The organism is Chitinophaga silvisoli, from assembly GCF_003412465.1.
GTDB classification, from domain to species: Bacteria; Bacteroidota; Bacteroidia; order Chitinophagales; family Chitinophagaceae; genus Chitinophaga; species Chitinophaga silvisoli.
In genome coordinates this window covers 134,605-156,174 of record NZ_QTJV01000015.1, presented here as the reverse complement: position 1 = coordinate 156,174, position 21,570 = coordinate 134,605, and the positions used below count along the sequence as shown (strand labels likewise).

14 protein-coding genes are annotated in these 21,570 nt (G+C 47.0%); 3 read left to right on the top strand and 11 right to left on the bottom strand.

From position 1 onward, the window contains the following. Nucleotides 1–471: 471 nt before the first annotated feature. The 3 genes from truA to DXN04_RS35715 form a co-directional block, all read right to left on the bottom strand. Nucleotides 472–1,224, bottom strand: a complete 753-nt coding sequence (gene truA, locus DXN04_RS29930; RefSeq protein ID WP_116857096.1) for a tRNA pseudouridine(38-40) synthase TruA — start codon at nucleotides 1,222–1,224, stop codon at nucleotides 472–474. An 85-nt stretch (nucleotides 1,225–1,309) separates the two neighbouring features. Beyond that, nucleotides 1,310–3,019 (bottom strand): DUF4476 domain-containing protein, encoded by a 1,710-nt coding sequence (locus DXN04_RS29925; RefSeq protein ID WP_158569236.1) that lies wholly within the window; start codon nucleotides 3,017–3,019, stop codon nucleotides 1,310–1,312. Between the two features lie 65 nt (nucleotides 3,020–3,084). After that, complete coding sequence (locus DXN04_RS35715) at nucleotides 3,085–3,585, bottom strand: biotin/lipoyl-containing protein (protein WP_158569234.1); 501 nt, start codon at nucleotides 3,583–3,585, stop codon at nucleotides 3,085–3,087. A gap of 311 nt (nucleotides 3,586–3,896) precedes the next feature. Between DXN04_RS35715 and DXN04_RS29915 the strand changes: the two genes are divergently transcribed. Then, a complete protein-coding gene (locus DXN04_RS29915) occupies nucleotides 3,897–6,428 on the top strand; it encodes a M1 family metallopeptidase (RefSeq protein WP_116857093.1) in 2,532 nt (843 codons plus the stop codon). 317 nt (nucleotides 6,429–6,745) lie between these two features. Here the strand turns inward: DXN04_RS29915 and DXN04_RS29910 are convergent, their stop codons facing one another. From DXN04_RS29910 to DXN04_RS29890, 5 genes are all read right to left on the bottom strand, one after another. Beyond that, entirely contained in the window at nucleotides 6,746–8,152 is a 1,407-nt protein-coding gene (locus DXN04_RS29910) for an MBL fold metallo-hydrolase RNA specificity domain-containing protein (RefSeq protein ID WP_116857092.1), read from the bottom strand. 15 nt (nucleotides 8,153–8,167) lie between these two features. Beyond that, on the bottom strand, nucleotides 8,168–8,641 hold the full coding sequence (locus tag DXN04_RS29905; RefSeq protein WP_116857091.1) for a DUF4442 domain-containing protein: 474 nt from the start codon (nucleotides 8,639–8,641) through the stop codon (nucleotides 8,168–8,170). A gap of 9 nt (nucleotides 8,642–8,650) precedes the next feature. After that, complete coding sequence (locus tag DXN04_RS29900) at nucleotides 8,651–9,166, bottom strand: thioredoxin family protein (protein ID WP_116857106.1); 516 nt, start codon at nucleotides 9,164–9,166, stop codon at nucleotides 8,651–8,653. Next, the gene (gene ppk1 / locus DXN04_RS29895; protein ID WP_116857090.1) at nucleotides 9,153–11,231 is read right to left on the bottom strand and encodes a polyphosphate kinase 1; all 2,079 of its coding nucleotides are present in this window, start codon (nucleotides 11,229–11,231) and stop codon (nucleotides 9,153–9,155) included. Before ppk1 ends, DXN04_RS29900 begins: the two co-directional genes overlap by 14 nt. 108 nt (nucleotides 11,232–11,339) lie before the next feature. Further along, the gene (locus tag DXN04_RS29890; protein ID WP_116857089.1) at nucleotides 11,340–12,578 is read right to left on the bottom strand and encodes a Pycsar system effector family protein; all 1,239 of its coding nucleotides are present in this window, start codon (nucleotides 12,576–12,578) and stop codon (nucleotides 11,340–11,342) included. A gap of 84 nt (nucleotides 12,579–12,662) precedes the next feature. Between DXN04_RS29890 and DXN04_RS29885 the strand changes: the two genes are divergently transcribed. Both DXN04_RS29885 and DXN04_RS29880 read left to right on the top strand, forming a co-directional pair. Beyond that, the gene (locus DXN04_RS29885) at nucleotides 12,663–13,517 is read left to right on the top strand and encodes an SdiA-regulated domain-containing protein (RefSeq protein WP_116857088.1); all 855 of its coding nucleotides are present in this window, start codon (nucleotides 12,663–12,665) and stop codon (nucleotides 13,515–13,517) included. A 2-nt stretch (nucleotides 13,518–13,519) separates the two neighbouring features. Continuing rightward, nucleotides 13,520–17,167 (top strand): BamA/TamA family outer membrane protein, encoded by a 3,648-nt coding sequence (locus DXN04_RS29880; RefSeq protein WP_116857087.1) that lies wholly within the window; start codon nucleotides 13,520–13,522, stop codon nucleotides 17,165–17,167. Between the two features lie 122 nt (nucleotides 17,168–17,289). Here the strand turns inward: DXN04_RS29880 and DXN04_RS29875 are convergent, their stop codons facing one another. The 3 genes from DXN04_RS29875 to DXN04_RS29865 form a co-directional block, all read right to left on the bottom strand. Continuing rightward, nucleotides 17,290–19,626, bottom strand: a complete 2,337-nt coding sequence (locus tag DXN04_RS29875) for a hypothetical protein (protein ID WP_116857086.1) — start codon at nucleotides 19,624–19,626, stop codon at nucleotides 17,290–17,292. Nucleotides 19,627–19,852: 226 nt separating this feature from the next. Further along, the gene (lysA, locus tag DXN04_RS29870; protein WP_116857085.1) at nucleotides 19,853–21,073 is read right to left on the bottom strand and encodes a diaminopimelate decarboxylase; all 1,221 of its coding nucleotides are present in this window, start codon (nucleotides 21,071–21,073) and stop codon (nucleotides 19,853–19,855) included. Nucleotides 21,074–21,170: 97 nt separating this feature from the next. Continuing rightward, nucleotides 21,171–21,569, bottom strand: coding sequence for an RNA-binding S4 domain-containing protein (locus DXN04_RS29865; RefSeq protein ID WP_116857084.1), 399 nt, complete (start codon nucleotides 21,567–21,569; stop codon nucleotides 21,171–21,173). Nucleotide 21,570: the final 1 nt, after the last annotated feature.

Below are 21,570 nucleotides of genomic sequence, written 5' to 3'. Positions count from 1 at the left end.
TAAAGAAGTTTTGATACCGGCTAATTTCTCTCGAAATCAGACGAATTATCTAATGTTTTTCGCTTAAAACAATTACCTGTGTTTTATTATGCTGTTGTTTCCAATCTTTCAAAGAGCTTATCCTGTTTACCAGAACTTGTTGATGTTTCAGATTCGATCTGTATGAATCCTTGTGATTCGAACATCGTAGCTTTTTCCGTTTCGCGTCGTTTGCGTTGGGGTTGCAAAGGTAGCTATTTTTTCATTTCTACCAAATCTTTTTTAAGATTTTTTTATCTTTCGATAATCAGCTCAAATGCTTGCCTGGAGAGAGTTGTAGCTTGTTGCAAAACGGATAAATAAAGAGCTTTTCGTGCCGTGCTTTCTATCAAAGCGGGATGCAAAAGTAGGGCTTTTTTCTTTACTGCAAAATCTTTTTTGAAAGATAACTGGCACGAACCAACTAATCACCTGATAATCAACATTATATTTTTAAAAAATACCTTTGTCAAGCACCCCCTCCGGATACGCTACCTGCATTAAGAACAATCCCTGAGGCGGCACCGCGAAGTCTGCATACGTACAATCCCGCTTCTCTATCGCTTCCCTGAACCCCGCGATCGTCAGCTTTCCACGCCCTACCCTCAGCATTGTACCAACCATGCCCCTCACCATTCCCCTCAAAAAACGATTAGCCCGTACACGATATACTATATGCCCCTCCTCTATCGTCCACCCCGACTCCATGATATTACAGTTATACGTTCTCACCTGCGTATTCCGCTTACTAAAGGTCATGAAGTTCTCATAAGTCTTCAATATTCCCGCCGCTTCCTGCATCAGGTCAAAATCCAGGCTATAAGGATAGAAGTATCCCCTATCCTGCATAAAAGGGTCCTTCTGCGTATACAAGGTATATTTATAAGCCCTGTTCAGGGCATCGAACCGGGAATGCGCTTCATCACTTACCGCATATACCTGCTTTAATACAATATCCCGACTCAGAATCGCATTTACCTTATAGAGGAATTGCGGATGTAAAGGCTGCGCTATATCAAAATGCAGGAAGTTCTGCAACGCATGTACCCCCGCATCTGTACGGCTGGAACCCGTTGTTTCCACTTTCTCCCTCATCAGCAGACTAATCGCTTTGTCTATCTCCGCCTGCACCGTATGCGCCGTATCCTGCACCTGAAAGCCGCCGAACTGGGTTCCCTTATATGCTACCTCTAAAAAATATCTCATAATGCCGCGAAGGTAAGACGCAAAAAGCAGAAGGCCACAAGTTGAAATTCAACCTGTGGCCTTCTGCCTTTCTATGATGAAGCGCTTACCTGTGAACCATTGCCTTGAAGCGACCTTTGTAATAATTATCTGTCAATGTACTCTCCAGGGATGAGAAATGCTCTGAATCATACACCTTAGGATAAGCCTGATCCAGCAAACGGTAACGGGAATCATCTGTTCCCAATAGCTGTACCAGCGTCTTTACCTGGGATGTCTCCAGACAATAACCCTTCGTCTGCTTTTTGAATGCATCGATCATTCCGTCATCATCCTTTCCTCCTACAAACTTACGGAGCAACTTACGGAACGTCTCATCATCCATCACCTTCCCACAATCTGAATTGATCATTTTCACAGAAGATGTCTTTTTCTCTTCTGCAGGCACCTCAGCACCAGCTGTTACAGGAACTACTGCACCTTCCTCAGCGGCCTCCTGCTTTTTCTTCTTACGATCTTTCCTGTTCGGGTGATCTATATTCAGATCTGATACCGCATAGCCGGAAGAATCATCCGTCAGAATATTGTTAGGATGCTCTTCTGTATTTATACCCCTCTTTTTCTTTTTTGCAGGAGCTGGTTCTTCTGTAGTTGTAGCAGGAGTAGCTGCTGTCGCATCAGTTACTTCTGTTTCTGTATCTGCTTTACGCTTTTTCTTTTTAGGCGCTGTTTCTTCAGTAACTACAGGTACAGGCGTACCCTCTGTTACTGCTGCCTGCGCATTTCCATCCTGAAAATCTATAAAAGCAGGATCATCTGCTTTCTTTTTCTTTGACTTTTTAGACTTCTTTTCAGGAACAGGTGTTTCTTCAGGAGCAGGAGCCGTTGCCGGAACATTGACTGCCTCTGTGACAGCTACATCAGTTGTTACCGGATCCGGAGACTGGGTAGCTGGCGCTGTTGTAGCCGGAGCCGCTGCTACATCCGCCGCTTTGTGCTCTTCCGCCATAACATCAGCCAGGATCTGTTGTTCTTCTGCTGTCAGCGGTTCTCTATCTCTGCGTTTCTTACGTCCTTTCTTTCCCTCCGGTTGCGGTGCAACCTCAGTTGTATCCTTTGCTGGTGCCAGGATCATACCTGTACCCGCATTAGGATCTACCAAAGGTTCTTCTGGCCTGTCGTCTTTTACAACCCGGTCCAGGGATTCTGAAAATTTATTAGAAGGTTTTACCGGGCGGCTACCAGGACCTACCGTTACTCCTGCATCTTTATCAGGGAAAGCCGCTGCCAGATCTTTTTGCATTGAATCCATCATAGCCTTCTGAGGCTCTACAGCAGGTGCAGCCGGTGCTGCGGATGTTTCTACCGGGGCCGGAGCCGGTGCCGGTATCTCTGTTACGGATGCAGCTGCTGCTTCAACCGGAGCAGGAGCCGGTGCCTGTGCTGCCGCCGTTGCAGCCTCCTCTCCTCTCTTCACGGGTCTGGTAGCTGCAAACGTTACGATATTATATAAGCCATCCTGTTTCAGTAAATACCCCTGGTCGTTGGCTCCTCCCACTTTCACCATATATTGCTGTTCAGGTACATCACTTTTTGCAAACCCTATACGCATGTTGGCTGTACCAGCAGGCAGTTTGGGAATAATGATATAACCTTTATCGGAAGAGCTGAGGAGTTTACCATCAAAGCGCACATAGAAAGGCTGGGACCTTTCGCTTTGTATATAAATATAATACTGCTGATCCTGAGCTGTCATTCGCAATGCCATCAGGAGAAAGCACGGTATCAATAAAGATTTTTTCAAATACTTAATCATAGAAATATAATATAGACCCGCACGGGTATTCATCAAACCCCACGCGCCTGCTTAGAAAACAAATACTATTCCAATATAACGAGGATCTCTCCTTTTTCGACTGCTGTCCGCTCGGAGACCTTGATTTCCTTTACGATTGCGTCCCCGGTTGCTTTAAATACATTCTCCATTTTCATGGCTTCCAGTATCAATACAGGATCGCCTTTCTTAATAGCCTGCCCCGGAGCGACCAGTACCTTAAGTACCAGGCCGGGCATAGGTGCCTTAATATCGTTTATTTTACGGCCAGCCCCCTGGTTGATACCCATGGCTGCCAGCAGCTGATCTATTGGCTCCCCGATCGCGACTTCGTATTCCTGTTGCTCAATCAGGACTTTTACCTTTTTTGCGTCTTTATCTATGCTGATGACCTGAGCTGTATAACTCCGCCCATCCAAAATAACACTATAATTGCCAGCAGGCAACTCCAGCCCAGACCATTCTACGGCCTGCCCATTGCAGGAAATACCTTCAGGTGCCGTATTGATTGCAAATGACGTGGAGCCATTTACGATTGCTTTGATCATAAGTTGATTTATCTGAACTGAGACAAAAATAGGCATTTAGATCGGCCCGCGGCAGCAAGCGAGAATCATTTTTTCCTGCCGGGGGCTACAGGGAAGCAGATTTTGTTTTAATTAGCCCGGGTAGCAGGGAGGTAATGCTGATTTTTCTAATAAGCGGAAGAAACTTTTTGCCAGCAATACCCCGGTAGGGGGAAACTAAAATCAACATCCCGAATAATCGCCAATTATCCTGTTTATACCAATATTAACAAGCCAAGCCCTGTTTTTTTCTAAGAATAGCCGTTAATTCGTGGCAAAATATATTTCTTACAATGTCTAAATGTTTAAAGCAAGCACTAAAAGGCCTGCTGGTAGTATGTCTGACTGGAAGCATGTGTTATTCCCCCGCTTATGCACAGCAACCAGACAACGCCAATGATCCTCTCCTGAAGATCTACAGGGCCACCGCAACAAGAGTGAACGATCTCTCCCACACTAAACTGGATGTCCGCTTTGATTACGCCAAAAGATATCTGTATGGTAAGGCCTGGTTGACCCTCAAGCCGCACTTTTATGCTACCGACTCCCTGACCCTCGATGCCAAAGGCATGGATATCAAAACGGTTGCACTCGTAAAAGGCGGCAAAAACGTAGCACTGAAATATACCTATGACAGCACCCAGCTGCATATCCAACTGGACAAGGTATATAGCCGTACTGAGTCCTATACCGTGTACATTGACTACGTAGCCAGACCTGAAGAAATTGCAGCTACCGGCAGCGCAGCTATCACCGATGCCAAAGGACTCTATTTCATCAACCCGGATGGCACCGACAAAAATAAACCTATCCAGATCTGGACACAGGGTGAAACCGAATCCAACTCTGTATGGTTCCCTACTATTGACAAGACCGCACAGAAATGTACTGAGGAGATCAGCATGACTGTCGATAAGAAATACGTAACCCTCTCCAACGGTAAGCTGGTTAACCAAAAGAATAACCCGGATGGTACCCGTACCGATACCTGGAAAATGGACCTGCCCCACTCCCCTTACCTGTTCATGATGGCTGTAGGTGACTTTGCTATCGTAAAGGAACAATGGCGTGGCCGCGAGGTGAGCTACTATGTGGAAAAAGCATATGAACCATATGCCAAAGCCATTTTCGGTAATACCCCCGAAATGCTCACCTTCTACTCCGATATACTGGGCTATGAATATGCATGGCCTAAGTACTCCCAGATCGTAGTAAGAGACTATGTATCCGGTGCTATGGAAAATACCACTGCCACCCTGCATGGTGATTTCGTGCAAAAAACTGACAGGGAACTGCTGGATAACAACAACTATAACGAGTCTGTTATCGCCCATGAACTCTTTCACCACTGGTTTGGGGACCTGGTAACTGCTGAATCCTGGAGCAACCTGACCCTGAACGAGTCTTTTGCTGACTATAGCGAATACCTGTGGCTGGAACATAAATATGGTAAAGACGAAGCTGATGCCCACTCCCTGGAAGCCGGCGAAAGCTACAAACAGTTCGCCCAATATGCCGGCGACCGTGACCTGGTTCGTTTCCACTACCATGACAAGGAAGACATGTTCGATGCGATAAGCTATCAGAAAGGTGGCCGCATCCTCCACATGCTCCGCAACGTAGTAGGTGACAGCGCTTTCTTTAAGTCCCTGAACCTCTACCTGAAGACCAATGCCTTCAAACCTGCTGAAGCCCACCAGCTTCGCCTGGCTTTTGAAGAAGTAACCGGTGAGGACCTGAACTGGTTCTTCAACCAATGGTACTTTGGTGATGGCTTCCCTAAACTGGATGTGAGCTACAATTACAATGATGCCGCTAAAACAGTGACTGTCAATATCAACCAGACACAGGAATCCGGCAAGATCTTCCAGCTGCCAATAGCTATTGATGTTTACGCAGGAGGGAAGAAAGTAAGACACCTGGTAACCATAACCGATAAAACGTCTTCCTTCACCTTCCCATATACCAGCAAACCAGACCTGGTGAATGTAGATGCGGACAAGGTACTGCTGGCTGACATCAACGATCAGAGAGACCTGAACACCTACATCTTCCAGTTCAGCAACGCTCCTACCTACCTGGATCGCCGCGAAGCCCTGGAAGCATGTCTGAAAGAACAGGCAAATCCTGCTGCCCGCAAGGTGGTAATCGCTGCCCTGAAAGATAAGTTCTATGGTATCCGTTCCCTGGCTATAAAAGGCCTGAGCCTGAGCAATGATGACGTAAAGTCTGCCGCCCTCCCTATATTACAGCAGCTGGCCAAAGACGATAAAAATGCCCTCGTACGCGCAGCAGCCCTTAAACAACTGGGCAGCCTGAAAGATGCACAATATAGCTCCCTGTTCGAAGCAGCTACCAAAGACCAGTCTTATGCTGCTGCCGGTGCAGCACTGACCGGCCTCGCTTCCCTGGATGTTGATAAGGCCTATAATCTGGCTAAGCAAATGGAAGCGTCTTCCAGAGGTGCCCTGCGCAACGCAATTGCCAGCGTATATGCCAGGAAAGGGAATGAAGACGATGTTGCTTTCTTTGCCAAGACCTTCGATGAGGCCAGCGGCCAGGAGAAAGTAGAAGATGCGATCCAGTATATCACCATCCTGGCAAATGTGGATAACGCAGATATCGTGATCAAAGGCATCGGCCAGATCAAGGATATGACCAAAGCCTTCAATAACAAGATGGTAACCAATTACATGGTGAATATGCTGCAACCGGTAGCCAAGAGAAAACTGGATAAAGCAACTATCGCCCCTGCTGATAAAAAAGCAGACCTGATGAAGCAGTATGATTACATTAAAAAGGTGATCACTGAGCTAAAAGATTAAAAAACAAGTTCTTATAAAGAAAGAGCGCAGTTTTGCATATAGCGAAACTGCGCTCTTTCTTTTAGATAATAAGTTCATTATAAGCTCACTATAAGGTCACCAAAAGGGCACTTCATTATCGCCGGGATATTGAGGTGACCTTATCGTGTCGAAGAAGCGTCGAAGAAGCATCGAAGAAGCATCGAAGAAGCATCGAAGAAGCATCGAAGAAGCATCGAAGAAGCATCGAAGAAGCATCGAAGAAGCGTCGAAGAAACATCGAAGAAGCGTCGAACAAACGTCGAAGACAAGCCTTGAAAACCAGATGGGCTTAACCCCTAACCCAGCCCTACCTCCGTATGCCTGTCCGGGATCTCTATATCCCCAAATCCTTTTTTCAATAACCAATCCCTGAAAATCGTCTGCACCTCGTACTCCCCATGCACCAAAAACAACTTTTTCACCTCCCTCGGATCCTGGCAGGACAACCACTGGCTTAGGTCCTCATAATCTCCATGAGCACTCATAGACCGGATACTTCCTACCTCTGCCCTCACCTCGTAGCGGGTACCGTAGATAGAGACCTCCTTCGCTCCCCTCATCAGCCGGCCCCCCAATGACTGCGGTTCACAATACCCCACCATCAGGATGGTATTCTTACTATTATTAATATTATTCGCAATATGATGCTTTACCCTTCCGGCCTCCGCCATCCCGGAGGCAGAAATAATCACACAGGGCTCCTGGCGGAAGTTCAGATTCTTCGATTCGTCTACTGACTCTATAAAGTGTAAGCCAGGGAAGTCAAATACGTCATCATCTATCTGCAACAGCTTTGCTACCGCCTTATTAAACAATTCCGGGTGACTGGTCACTACCTCCGTAGCTTCCATTGACAGGGGACTATCCACGAAAATATCCACCTTAGGCAACTTGCCATCCAGCTGCGCCTTATTCAGGGCATACAGCAGCTCCTGGGTACGGCCTACGCTGAATGCAGGGATGATCAGTTTCCCTTTTTTTACCTTACAGGTATCATGAATATACCTCAGCAACACGTCGATACTGGGTGCGGCCTCTGCATGCAGGCTACTGCCATAGGTTGATTCCATGAGAATATAATCTGCCTGGGGGAACGTATCCGGCGATTTCAGGATCGCATCATTGTACCTGCCGATATCCCCACTGAAGGTGATCACCGTAGGCTTCCCTCCTTCTATGATCCGAAGGGTGACCGCTGCACTGCCTATGATATGGCCGGCATCGGTAAACATTACTTCTACATCATCATCTATCCTGTGCCATTGCTTATAGGTTTTTACTTTTTTGAAAGAGGCGATGCTTTTTTTCGCATCATCCACTGTATACAGGGGCTCTTCCTGTGGCAATCCTACCTTCCGGCGTTTCTTATTGGTGAACCTCACATCCTCTTCCTGGATACGGGCAGAGTCCATCAGCAGGATCTGGGTCAGGTCAAATGTAGCCGGGGTACAATAAATATGTCCTTTGAAGCCTCTTTTTACCAGTAGCGGTATCAGGCCGGTATGATCAATATGTGCGTGGGATAATACCATCATGGTGACGGTGGTGGGATCAAATCCAAGGTCAAAGTTCATTGCATCTGTGTCCTTGCCCATCCCCTGGAACATGCCGCAATCCAATAAGATTTTTTTCCCATTCTTTAGTGTAATCAGGTGTTTCGAACCAGTTACGGTTCTTGCCGCCCCATGAAAGGCTATCTTCATAATGATTGAGTTTTATCAGCGTTTCTTAAACGACCAGGTGATCGCGAACGTGGCAATTACTGTGCCATCGAGGCTTTTGCCAGTAGTATTGACGGTGATGGTAACAGGCTCCCCCGAAGCCACGGCATGCGCTATTGCTGCCTGCATGCTATTCAGTTCTTCACATGTAAAATAAGTCCTTCCCGTTGCTTTCTTCAAAAAGCTGGCCTGCATGCCGGTTACCAGCATGGATACACGCGCAGGGGCTGCATCCGCTGTAAACCACATGGCAGGTAAGCCAGTACTCATTTCAGCCGCCATTGCCAGGCAGGCAAAATAGGTAGACCTGAATGGATTTTGCGACAGCCACCTGAAAGGTACGGAAGTGATACAAACAGCAGGGCTTAATTGTTGTACCCTTACCCCTGCCAGCCAGGCCGCCGGTAATTTATACAACAAAAAAAGGGAAAACTTCCATCGCTGTTGTACTAAACGCTGGAATTGAGACATAAAGAGGTGTTATTGATTGGTGTAGTAAGCGGGATTAAGGGCATCCGGGCCCCATTGCTTCAATAACGCGGCTATCTTCTTCTGATCATATGAATCTGCTGATTCCAGTAATCCCGTATCCTGTGTATGGAGCCGGTTGCCTTTTGCGTCCAGGACCACGATTACCGGGAAGCCAAAGCGCTGTGGATAACCCAGCTTTTGCAGGATAGGCAGGTTCTTGTTCTCCTTGCTATAATTGAGATGGTAGACGATAAAGTTCTTGTCAAGCAGGCTTTTCAGTGTGCTGTCTTCTTCCGTGAATTTATAGAATCGCTTACACCAGATGCACCAGTTGCCACCTACCTGCACCAATATATGCTTCTTGGCGGCAGCGGCCTGCCGTTGTGCAGCTGCCAGGTCTGCAGCGGCATCGGCTGCCGGGTTATAAATGTGCTCCAGGTCCAGGGCATGCTTTTCCTGTGCATGCAGGGTAACAGTGGCAAAGAGGCATAATGATGCGATGAATAAGCGACTAAATACTTTCATGTTCCAGTGATTGAATGTATTGATAGATTCCCATTTGGGCATTGACAGCGGGCGCACCTTTTTCAGGATGTAAAGGTATGTTATGTAACTGTGCATCCAGCATCGCTGCATTGGTATTGTCTGCCAGCTGAAGGTGAATGATCTCTTTCAGCTGTGCTGCCAGTTCCTTTGCATATACCGGGAAGCACACTTCTATACGCCTGTGAATATTCCGGTTCATCCAGTCAGCAGATCCCATATATACCTCTTCCGCTCCGTTGTTATGGAAGATGAATACCCTGGCGTGTTCCAGGTAGCGGTCCACAATTCTTCTTACATTAATATTGCTGCTTTCCGGCTGATTGGGTTGCAGGCAGCAAATGCTACGGGCGATGAGGTCTACCTGTACGCCTGCTTCACTGGCCTCGTACAGTTTGGCAATCATATCCTTCTCCTGCAGGTTATTCAGCTTGATGATGATATGTGCCGGCTTGCCTGCTTTCTTATTGGCGATCTCCCTGTCTATGAGTTCGGAGAAACGGGTCTTCAGGTTAAACTGGGCTACCAGCAGGTGATTAAATTTCAGGTAGCGGTATTTATCAGGTTGCTGGCGGGCCTGCAGGTACAGGAACAGCAGTTCCAGTTCCTGGGTGATGCCGGGATGCGCAGTAAGCAATACATGATCTGTATAGAAACGGGCCGTGCTTTCATTGAAATTGCCGGTCGCCATCAATCCCGCATAATCCCATTGATAGCCACGTTTACGCTTTACCAGGGCGATCTTGGCATGTACTTTCAGACCAGGAATGCTATAGATGATTTTTACACCTGCTGCCTTCATTTTCTTGGCCCAGCGAATATTATTAGCTTCATCGAACCGTGCTTTCAGTTCTACGAATACCGTCACCTGCTTGCCATTGCGGGCAGCGCTGATGAGGGCATTGGCGATCTGTGAACTGGCGGCTATGCGATATAGCGTGATGTAGATTTCTTTGACTGTGGGATCTGTAGCTGCTTCGTTGAAGAAACGGAGAATGTACTCATATCGCTGATAGGGCGGATGGAGAATGATATCCCTTTGTAAGATCTCTTCCAGCAGATGCGGTACCTTATCCAGCTGCGGCAGGTGAGCCGATGGCTGCTTAGGATATGTAAACAGCGGAGACTTAACAGGCATGGGCAGGTCTGCCAGATCTTTCAGGTTGTGATACCGGCCCCCCGGCACCATTTCCTGTGCCAGGATATTGAAGTAAGTACCTAAGAGTTGTCTCAGGGCCAATGGCATGCTACTATCGTAAAGGAAGCGGGTAGGGATCCCCAGTTCTCTTTTGGCAATCATAGTTTCTACCTGGTCCAGGATATCGCTGGCCAGCTCGTTCATATCAGTTTCCGCATCGCGGGTAATCTTGATACTATAGCAGCCATTCACAGTATATCCCGGGAACAGCCAGCCTACGTTTTCCCTGATGATGTCGTCCAGCATCACGATATAACTTACATCCTGAATCTGCGGGAGCTCAAAGAAACGGGGCAGCTCACTGCTGGGAATATTGACCACTGCATATTGCAGGCGATCTGGTTCATTGTCAGGAGAAAGGGAGACAACCAGGTAAAGCTGGTTATTTTCGAGGAATGCATCCTTAGGTTTCTTCTGATCCAGCCAGAAAGGTTGCAGAAAACCCTGGATCTTCGTCTGGAAGTACTCCCGCATAGGACCCAGATGGGCAGGCAGGATTTCCTGGTTATAGTAAAGATCTATTCTGTTATCTCTTAATGCAGGCAGGAGTTGTTGGGTAAGGGTAGCACCAAATTCTCCCAGCTGCCTGTTGATCTCCTGTTGAATAATGGGGAGCGTATCGGTAGAGAGGGTTTCTTCGCCCGCTACACCGGGATTGTCGCGCACCAGTTTATTCACTGCCATGACAGCGGGCATACGCACACGAAAGAATTCATCTAAGTTGGAGGAGAAGATGGACAAAAAACGGATTCGCTCATATAGCGGCACCGCAGGATCTTTGGCCATGCTCAGCACTCTGTAATTAAATGACAACCAGCTCAGATCACGGTCATACAGCGGAGTATTCATAATTCATCTATCATTTTTACTTAGCGAAAACCAGCATTCACTTACAGCTAAGCGTGTTTTTCGCGATACCGGGATTGCCTGCGGCGGGCTATAAATTCCTGTGATTCCTTAGTTATTTACCGGGAAGAACAGCACTGCAATCACAAATGCCAACACTGATATAATCAGGCCAAACATAAATATGTTGTACGCGATACGTAGTTGCTTATACTTTTTGCCCAGTACGACCCCCAGGTGATAGATATCCTGAATCATGCTACCATACAGGTAATCACTGTCTTTCATCATCTCAGTCATACCCCAGGCATACTGCTCCAGTTGCATTTCATGGAAGTTGCCAAAGAAGAGCAGGTTTGTCTTTTTATTGGCGATGTCCTCTCTTGTAAACTGGCCTTTATTCACATTCGGACGGGTAGCCAGTACGGAAAAGATGATGGTAACTACACCTGTAGTGAGGAATAGAATCGAGGGAATGATCAGGTTTGGATAATCTTCCAGCTTGCGGAAGAGCACCCCGAGGATCACAGATACGATGATAGAATTCACCGAAATCATAATATGCGCCTTGCTATCGGCCATGGCACTCAGGCGGATGTGGTTAGCGGAGGTAGTACGGAACATGGTCTCCACCCCTCTGCCGGCTTTGGGCTCTTTATTTTCTTTTTTCGGTTTATCGATTTTCAGCTTTTTGCTTTCTTTAGCCACCACTTCTTCCAGCTTCTCTCCTTTCTTCTCTGCCTTCGCCTCCTGTTTCTCCAGGCGTTTTTTCAGCCATGCGATGTTTTCTTCTTTCTGCTCCTGCAACAAGGCCTGACAGTAAGCAGTATGGTAATGATGCGCTTCCAGCAGTTTCAGGGTTTCTGCTGTCCAGGCAGCACCGGGTATTTCCTTTTTATGCGTCAGCTCTATTTCTTCGTGCAATACCTTGGTCCGTTTCTTAAACTCTTTGGTCCCAAAGTTGAAGAGATCTGCATCGCAAACGATCTCTTCCAACAGGTTATGAGGCTCCTGTGGCATTTTGGTAGCCATGATGCAGCCACTTACCTGCTCTTGTATATTTAACGGCACTTTTTGTTCATTTAGGAAATTAAGGGCCAGCGTAGCACCTGTTTCCTCGTGCGTTTTTGACTCTCCCAGCAGGTAGCCCAGGTCATGAAACCAGGCAGCTATATACACTACCAAAAGGTCGGTATCCTGCAGGCGATAGTGAGCTGAAATCTGCGCTGCTGCTGCAACGACCTGTCTGGTATGCTCCAGGTTATGGTACACCAGATCAGGGTTAGGATGGTCCTGGTATTGTGCGGTCACATACTGTTGTGCGGCATCGATGATTACACTTGTCTGCATAAGGCTTAGTTAAAAAAGCAAAACTGAGTTCAGCAAGTTACTGCATTTTTTGAGTTAATTTTATTCCACCATACTGCTCATCTTATGACTCTACGACATTTATTATTAGTTGCCCTGTTGCTCACTTCATGTAATTATTACAACAACAGGGATAAAAAATACGAATCTCCCAAAGGCTATAACCTTGCGGAACCCACACGGTTTCACGTGAGACAATCCATGCAGGAGATCTCAGGCATCGTACTGGCACCCGATGAACACCATATTCTGGCTATCAATGATGAACAGGGCAGGGTATTTTCTATTGATGTAACGGGCGATACCCCGTATCCCAACTGGAAGTTTGACAAAAGCGGCGATTATGAAGACCTCGCTACCGATGGCAAAAACTGGATGGTACTGAAAAGCAATGGTCACCTTTACCAGGTGACAGGCCTCTTCTCTGATTCTACCGATGCTGTTCACTACAAACTACCAGTGGAGGGCAAGAAAGAGTTCGAAACCCTGTACTATGACCCCCGCAATGATGGAATGGTGATGCTGTGTAAAGCCTGCGCAGATGATAAAGGCAAAGGCTATAATACTGCCTACCGCTTCGATATGAAGACCTGGGAATTCGATGAAGACCCCTTCTACCGGATTAATATCGCGGATATAGAACGTCTTACAGGCGAAGATATTGGCCTCTTTAAACCATCTGCCGCCGCTGTACATCCCTTTGAAAAAAGATTGTATATCCTCTCCGCAGTCAACAGGATGCTGGTGATCGCTGACCTGGATGGCAAAGTACAGGAAGCCTATAATCTGAAGCATGCCATATTCAAGCAACCGGAAGGCATTTCATTTGCTATTAATGGTGATATGTATATATCCAACGAATCTGCCGATGAATCTTCGGCTAATATCCTCAAGTTCAAATACAACCAAAGACCTCTGTAACGATGAAGTACCTTTTACATCTCTCCATGCTGTTCCTGCCTTTTCTGGCACAGGCACAGGATACTCTGGCCAGAAGGATCATCCTGATCGGGGATGCCGGCGAACTGCACCAGGATGGGCATAACCCTGTCATAGATGCTGTAAAAAGCCGCTTCGACCTGCAGGATGCCAGGAACACCGTTCTCTATCTGGGAGATAACGTTTATCCCTATGGGATGCCAGACCCTACCAGTAGCCGGTACCCACTTTCCAAAGAGATACTAGATTACCAGGTGAACCTGGTACGCAATACAAATACACAGGCTTACTTCATTCCCGGCAATCATGACTGGGAAAAGTCAAAGCCCAATGGCTGGGAGACCATCATCAATCAGCAACTCTATATTGATTCCCTGAACCTCCCCAATGTGAACTTCCTGCCAAAAGATGGTTGCCCCGGCCCTATCGAAGTTGCGCTGGACAAGAACATCACCCTTGTGATCATGGATACCGAATGGTGGCTGTTCCCCTATGCCAAACCCGGCCCGGAGTCCTCCTGTGATTTCAAAACCAAACAGGATGTATTGACTGAACTGAGTGATATCGTGATCCGTAACCGGAATAAGCTGGTCATCTTTGCAAGCCACCACCCTTTCCGGAGCTATGGTATTCACGGTGGCTACTATACGTTGAAGCAACACATCTTCCCACTCACTGATCTGAAGAAGGGATTGTATATTCCGCTGCCGGTAGTTGGTTCTATCTATCCCCTGACCCGTGGGGTATTCGGTACGCCCGAAGACCTGCCAAATCCTGACTACCAGGAGCTGGTAAGTGGCGTGGAAGCCGCCTTCAAATCACACGGACCCGCCATCTTTGTAGCCGGGCATGATCACTCCTTACAGTTCATTAAAGACAAAGAGAATTACTATATAGGTAGTGGTAGCGGAGCCAAAGAGACCCGTGTAAAGAAAGGCCCCAAGTCGCTGTATGCCAGTAACGAGAACGGCTATGCGGCGCTGGAAATCTCAAAGAATGGAAATATTACGGTGCAATATTATACCGTGGACAAAACCGATGGCCCTTCATTTACCAGTTCCCTTTTCAATGTACAGGACATCCGTTCTGAGCAACAAGCCAATGCAAGTCCGACCGCAAAAGAGTTACCTCCATTTATAACCATGCCTGCTGATACCCAGTATATTCATAAAACAGGCATTCACTACTGGCTGCTGGGGCATAACTATCGTACGGTATGGGCAGCCCCGGTGAACTTCCCGGTGCTGGACATCAACAAAGAAAAGGGTGGCCTGAAAATATTGCAGCGTGGTGGTGGAATGCAAACCCTCTCCCTGCGCCTGGAAGATAAATCGGGTACCGAATGGGTACTGCGTTCAGTAAAGAAATATCCTGAAAAAGCCATTCCTGCAGAACTGAAAAACACCATTGCCAAAGACGTAGTGCAGGACCAGATCTCTGCCTCCAATCCATATGCGACTATGGCAGTAGCCAGCCTCGCTGAAGCGGCAGGCGTACCACATACCAACCCAACCTTTGTATACTTACCTAAGGATACTTCGCTCGGTATCTACGCCAGCACTCATGGTGATGATGTTTACCTTTTTGAAGAAAGAGAACCGGTGGTAAAGGGTAAAACCTACAATACCATCAAGGTTCTGGAACAAATTCAGGGGGATAATGACAATACCATAGACCAGGAAGCTGTAGCCCGTGCACGCATGCTGGACCTGCTGATGGCAGACTGGGACAGGCATGATGACCAGTGGAGATGGGGGGTGAAGAAACACAAGAAACGCGATACGAAAGAATACTATCCTATACCCCGGGACCGCGACCAGGCTTTCTTCGTGAACCAGGGCGTGATCACCGCTATTGCGGCCAGGAAATGGGTGATGCCAAAGTTCCAGGGCTTTAAGCCTTACTTTCCTAACATCGAATATCAAAACCCTTCCGCACAACCATTTGACCGTTCCTTCATGAATGAAATTGATGAAGAGAAATGGAAGAGGATTAGTCATGAGCTGGTACAGAGTCTGCGAGACTCTGTGATTGCGGCTGCCGTAGACCGGTTCCCGGATACGGTGCGGAAACAGGTAGGCGACTTTACCATCAAAACCCTCATTGCCCGCCGTGATAAACTGGAGAAATCATCCCTTGATTTCTACCACTTCCTGGCGAAAGATGTAGATGTAACCGGTACAAAAAAGGATGAGTTGTTCACCATCGAAAGACAAAAAGATGGATTCGTATCCCTGAATGTGAATAAGATCAGCAAAAAAGGCGAGGTGCAGCAAAACATCTACTCCCGCACTTTTGATCCGAATGTAACCAGGGAAGTAAGAATCTTCGGATTGGGCGGGGAGGATAAATTCGATATCAAAGGGGATTATCACACACCTATTCACATCCGCATCATCGGTGGTAAAGACAATGATACTTACAGAGACAGTACTACCCAGCATGCAGGTAATCATATCCGCATCTATGAGAAACGTGGTGGTGCCGATACTTTCCAGCTGGCAGGCAATGAACGCAGGATCCTTTCTTACGATCCGGCGAATATCAAGTATGAACGTACACCCTTGCTGTACATCTACGATAAGCTGATGCCACTGGCTACTGCTGGTTTTAACAGTGACGATGGGTTATCACTGGGTGTAGGATTCCAGTATACCAAACAGGGTTTCCGCAAGCGACCATTTGCGTCCAGACAAACTTTAACGGCAGGTCATAGCCTGGGTACAGAAGCCTGGCAGTTCAAATACCTGGGTGAATTCACTGACATAATCGGGAATACAGATCTGGCGCTGACAGCTACGGCCAAGGCTCCGAACAATACAATCAACTTCTTCGGTTATGGCAATGAAACCGTGTTTGAGAAAGACCTGAAGATTAAATATTATCGTACACGATTCAGCCTGTATAATGTAGAGCCTTTGTTCAAAACTAATTTGTCCAACAAGTTCCAGCTGATCTACGGACCAACTTTTACTTATTATACACTGGACAAAGATGCGACCAAAGGCAGGATCATTGAAGACTTTGATAAGAACGGGCTGGACTCCCTGTCTGTTTATCAATCCAAATTCTATGCAGGTTTAAAACTGGGTTACCAGATCGATACCCGTAATAATACAATTGCGCCTACACGTGGTTTCTACTGGAATACTACTTTACATGGCAACCAGGGATTGAATGATCAACAACGTCATTACCTGCAATTGTCTACTGACATGAGCATTTATACCAGCTTTAGTACGCCGGCAAATTTAGTATTGGTGACAAGGTTTGGTGGTGGTAAGCTCTGGGGGCATTATGAATATTTCCAGGCTATGTATTTAGGTGGTGTCCAGAACCTGCGTGGTTATCGTAACTATCGTTTTGCAGGTGATGCAATGGCATTCAACAATACAGAGCTGCGATTGAAACTGTTTGAATTCAGGTCTTACCTGTTCCCGGCCACTGTGGGTTTACTGGCTTTCAATGATGTGGGCAGGGTTTGGAAGAGTGGAGAGAAATCTTCCGCATGGCATGACGGATATGGTGGAGGTATCTATTTCAGCCCGGTAAATATGCTGATACTGACAGCAACGGTGGGAAGGTCTGAAGAGGAGGTGTTACCTTATATTACATTTGGATTTAGATTCTAAACATAATAAAGAGGTTGTATCAAAAGTAATTTCCGGGATTTAATCCGGATTCCTGATGGAGAGGATTCTCTTTTATTGAATGCTCAATGCCATCAAATTACTTTTGATACAACCTCTTTTTTTTATGCGTCCATATTTACTTTCACTCTTAATGCTCTCAGGCCGCTTACGCCCTGCAGGTCTTCCAGGTCGAGCATTTCTACATCCGGCAGCAGGATATTCTTGTTCTGCAGGAAGTTGATATACTTCAGGTATTCTTCCATCTCTTTCGCATAAGCATACACGATAGCAATGGTACCCGGCTGGGTGAGGCGTTTGCCTGTCTGGCGAATGTGCACCTTATCAATTCTCTTCTTCAGAATTTCATAGCGGATGTTGTAGGCACCTTCCACATCGAAGCGGCGCTCATCCTGTCTGAAACTGATGTCGATCGGATTGCTATGTGCCAGTACCAGCTGTGTAGTTTGCAGAGGTACCTTCAGTGACGGAATCAGCTTGTTGGTGAGTCTTGCAATATCTGCCATAGACTGGATCTGCCACAGGCGCAGGTTACGCAGGTAGAGCAGGTCGAACTTACGGGTTTGTGCAATGGCCTGTCCTATATAGATATTATACTCTACCCCATCTGTACGATACTTCTCGAAGTAGCATGGGAAGGAGTGTTGTATGTTTTCTTTCTCTTTATCCAGGTATTGGTTCAGCTCAGCATTGATCATGGCCAGGCTATCTTCATAATCCTGGCGGTGGTGCTGAATGTGGCCTTCTGTCTGGTCTACGAGGGAGAAGTAGCGTTCCAGTGCCGGCTGCAGTTCGGGATGACTTTCGTGCAGGTGGCGGAACAATGGGCCGATTTCTTCGTCCAGGTAGTTATTGGTGCGCAGTTCATCTTCAGAGAGCATACCACTGGTGATACCGGTGATGAGCTCATCGTTCTTAAACTTCAGCTCTTCCAGCAATGGCAGGTAGATGGTATTGCCAATGTGGTCCAGGGTTTCCCGGATCAGGAGCAGCTGTTCGCGAAGGTCTTCATGAATCGCATTGCTACGCTCAGTAGAAGAGTTTCTGATGTCCACAGCGCCATATAAGGGATAGACATCTTCGAAGGCAATGTTGCCAATGTCTTTTCTCTTTGCTTTAGGTGTGTGCAGGTAATGCCATGCTGCATCGATGAATTTCCATTCTACGGCAGGCTGCAGGGCAGTAAACTGTTCCTTGATCACCTGGGTAATACGGTTGGAGGTGATATCTGCACCTCTGTTCAGCAGCATTACCATGAGTGGGTACGCAGGCATAGCCTGCGCCAGGGTTTCGGCAGTGATCTTGTTAGGTGTGCCGGAAGCCAGTTCTACAATACCCAGCAGGGTATCCTCATGCCATACAGGCACCAATACAAAGCTATTGATACCTTTCAGGGGCAGGTAGCGCAGGAATGGATAAGCATACAGGGTACTTTCAGTTACCACAGGCAGCAGCAGCGGTGTTTTGTTCTGGCCCAGGTACTGGATCAGTTGCTGAAACAGCTGTTGCTGTTGTTTTTCACTCCCTGTTACACCCAGGGTCACCCCACTTTCGCACTGTTCACATTCGAGCACATAGCGGCCATTGATTTTAGGAATGGGTACTACGTGTACACTCAGGTCGGTATCGCCCATCAGTGCCTGTACTTCTTCTTCCATCCTACGATAGGTACGTCTTTCGTTGCCTTCGTGCATGTTCAGGATCAGGTTCTTCATTACATTCTGCACCTCATCTTTGGTGACATCCTGTAATGTCCAGATCACGAATCCTTCGAGGGAGAAATTGTCCAGTGGAAGGATTTCTTTCAGACCTTCGGGGCTGAACTTTTTCATACATACGGTATCGTATGAGAGGGGTGGCAGCTCACCTTTTACCTTTACTTCCACGAAGCGGGGGTCTACATTCACCTTCACATAGCGCTTGCCACCATTGTGACCGGGCATATTGATGTGGTGAATGATCTCGTTCTGGTAAGTGACGGGGAAGCCATATGCTTTCTCCAGGATCAGCTTGTAGAGCCATTCCAGTTTATCTTTCTTCATTTTTTCTGCCGAAATACCTTTAGGCATTTCCAGCATTCTGTCGCCATTATCGGCGAAGATATTTTTGAAGAGATCGGAGTAATAAAATATAGCGAACTTCTGAGGGACACCGATACCATAGATATCCTTGTCCATATCAGCAGTGATCGGAAATATTGTAGCGATAATGAGGTCGATATACTCCTGGTAAGCTGACAGGTCATCCGCTCCGGCTATGGGGCCCAACAGCGCAGGGTTACTCTCAAAGCGTTCGGCGATTTTTTGGTAATACGCCGCCCGGCTATCTGATTTACTGGCCGCTTTCTCCTTCAGATACTTCACATAGGGTGCGAAGGAGATATGGGATTCTATCAGTGCCTCATCCTTTAATTGGTCGGGACTGGCAGTTAAAACTTTCATAATCTAAAATATGTAAAAATGACTCATCTAGTTAATTGACGATTGGGCAAATAAAAAATTGTGAATGTTACAATTAGTGAATTACAGCGTGCAGGATTAAGCAGAGAGATTGTGGTTGATAGTTAAGTGCAAATTTAATGCAAAACCACAAATCCCGCCATAAAAAGTTATAGGCCTGCCAATGCGGCAGACCTATAAAAATATTCTAATCTGTAAAATATTCTAATTATAATTCGATCTGATTTTTTAGCAGGTCTTCGAATGTATCTCTTCTACGGATCAGCTGGGCTTTACCGTCTTTTACCAGTACTTCGGCAGGTTTGAAACGGGAGTTGAAGTTGGATGCCATTTCAAAACCGTATGCACCGGCGTTGTAGAATACCAGGAGATCGCCTTCTTTCACTTCATTTAGTTTACGATCCCAGCCGAAAGTATCAGTTTCGCAGATGTTACCTACTACGGTATAGATCCGTTCGGTTCCTTTTGGATTAGAGATGTTTTTGATCAGGTGGAAGGCATCGTAGAACATAGGGCGGATCAGGTGGTTGAAACCTGAGTTGACACCTACAAATACGGTAGCGGTGGTTTGTTTGATCACGTTTGCCTTTACTACGAAGTAACCGCTCTGGCTTACCAGGAATTTACCTGGTTCGAACCATACCTGGAGGGGGCGGTTGTATGTTTTGCTGAATTTGTTGAAAGCGTCGGAGAGCTTTTTACCCAGCAGCTGGATGTCGGTTTCAGGGTCGCCCTGTTGGTAAGCTACTTTGAAGCCGCTACCGAGGTCGATGAATTCCAGGTCCGGGAAGTTCACGGCCAGTTCAAACATGATATCTACCCCACGGAGGAAAACGTCTACATCCTTGATTTCGGAGCCGGTGTGCATGTGCAGGCCGGTTACTTTCAGTTTGGTGCTCTTTACGATGCGCTCAATGTGGCGGATCTGGTGGATGGAGATACCGAATTTGCTGTCTACGTGACCTGTGGAGATCTTGTAGTTACCGCCTGCCATAATGTGTGGGTTCAGGCGGATGCAGATAGGGTAAGAGTCACCGAAGCGGTTACCGAATTGCTCCAGGATGGAGATGTTGTCGATATTGATATTTACGCCCAGGTCTTTTGCAGCCACGATTTCGTCGAGGTCTACGCAGTTAGGGGTAAAGATGATGTTCTTTGGATCAAATCCTGCCTTAAGGCCGAGTTGGACTTCGTTGATAGACACGGTATCCAGACCGCAACCCAGGGAGTTGATGTACTTCAGGATGTTGATATTGGTGAGCGCCTTACAGGCGTAGAAAAAGCGTGCGTCCGTCTTTTGGAAGGCGTCCTTTAACTTTTCGTACTGGATGGCAATCTTTTCTGCATGGTATATATATACCGGAGTTCCAAATTCTTCCGCTACTTTCACAAGGAAGTCGGTGGAGAGTACGTCGCTTTGCTTAGGCATTTATTGAGATCTAATTAATGAGGATGCGAATTTACGCAGCAAAATTGAAAGTTTTTGCGAAAAAAAGAGGCCCGGGCTTTCAGCCCGGGCCTCTTTTTTATTCTTCGTCATCGGTTGTCATAAATCCGTCCAGATCCCTTCGCTCCTTTTTGGTCGGCCTTCCGATCTTGCTCGGACGCTTACCGGTATGGAAGCTGGCGGCAATCCGCTGGTTCATTTGCTGATCCTCTTCAGGGGTCAGATCCACATAGTGTTTGATCGCTTCGGAGTATTGCACCCTGTTTGCCAGCAAACTGACTACTTCAATCACCCATTTCCTGGATTCAGCCCTGATTTCATATTTATCACCAATCCCGACTGCCCTGGCAGCCTTCACGTTGTTGCCATTCATCTTCACCCTCCCGCCATCGCAGGCCGTGGCGGCCTGGGAGCGCGTCTTGAATATCCTGATCGCCCAGAGATACTTATCCAGGCGCAGTTTCTCTGTGTTCTGCATA

What these genes read in the sequence shown, in the direction of transcription:
- truA (WP_116857096.1), bottom strand. Translation starts at nt 1,224, where the DNA reads ATGAGATATTTTTTAGAGGTAGCATATAAGGGAACCCAGTTCGGCGGC.
- DXN04_RS29925 (WP_158569236.1), bottom strand. Translation starts at nt 3,019, where the DNA reads ATGATTAAGTATTTGAAAAAATCTTTATTGATACCGTGCTTTCTCCTG.
- DXN04_RS35715 (WP_158569234.1), bottom strand. Translation starts at nt 3,585, where the DNA reads ATGATCAAAGCAATCGTAAATGGCTCCACGTCATTTGCAATCAATACG.
- DXN04_RS29915 (WP_116857093.1), top strand. Translation starts at nt 3,897, where the DNA reads ATGTCTAAATGTTTAAAGCAAGCACTAAAAGGCCTGCTGGTAGTATGT.
- DXN04_RS29910 (WP_116857092.1), bottom strand. Translation starts at nt 8,152, where the DNA reads ATGAAGATAGCCTTTCATGGGGCGGCAAGAACCGTAACTGGTTCGAAA.
- DXN04_RS29905 (WP_116857091.1), bottom strand. Translation starts at nt 8,641, where the DNA reads ATGTCTCAATTCCAGCGTTTAGTACAACAGCGATGGAAGTTTTCCCTT.
- DXN04_RS29900 (WP_116857106.1), bottom strand. Translation starts at nt 9,166, where the DNA reads ATGAAAGTATTTAGTCGCTTATTCATCGCATCATTATGCCTCTTTGCC.
- ppk1 (WP_116857090.1), bottom strand. Translation starts at nt 11,231, where the DNA reads ATGAATACTCCGCTGTATGACCGTGATCTGAGCTGGTTGTCATTTAAT.
- DXN04_RS29890 (WP_116857089.1), bottom strand. Translation starts at nt 12,578, where the DNA reads ATGCAGACAAGTGTAATCATCGATGCCGCACAACAGTATGTGACCGCA.
- DXN04_RS29885 (WP_116857088.1), top strand. Translation starts at nt 12,663, where the DNA reads ATGACTCTACGACATTTATTATTAGTTGCCCTGTTGCTCACTTCATGT.
- DXN04_RS29880 (WP_116857087.1), top strand. Translation starts at nt 13,520, where the DNA reads ATGAAGTACCTTTTACATCTCTCCATGCTGTTCCTGCCTTTTCTGGCA.
- DXN04_RS29875 (WP_116857086.1), bottom strand. Translation starts at nt 19,626, where the DNA reads ATGAAAGTTTTAACTGCCAGTCCCGACCAATTAAAGGATGAGGCACTG.
- lysA (WP_116857085.1), bottom strand. Translation starts at nt 21,073, where the DNA reads ATGCCTAAGCAAAGCGACGTACTCTCCACCGACTTCCTTGTGAAAGTA.
- DXN04_RS29865 (WP_116857084.1), bottom strand. Translation starts at nt 21,569, where the DNA reads ATGCAGAACACAGAGAAACTGCGCCTGGATAAGTATCTCTGGGCGATC.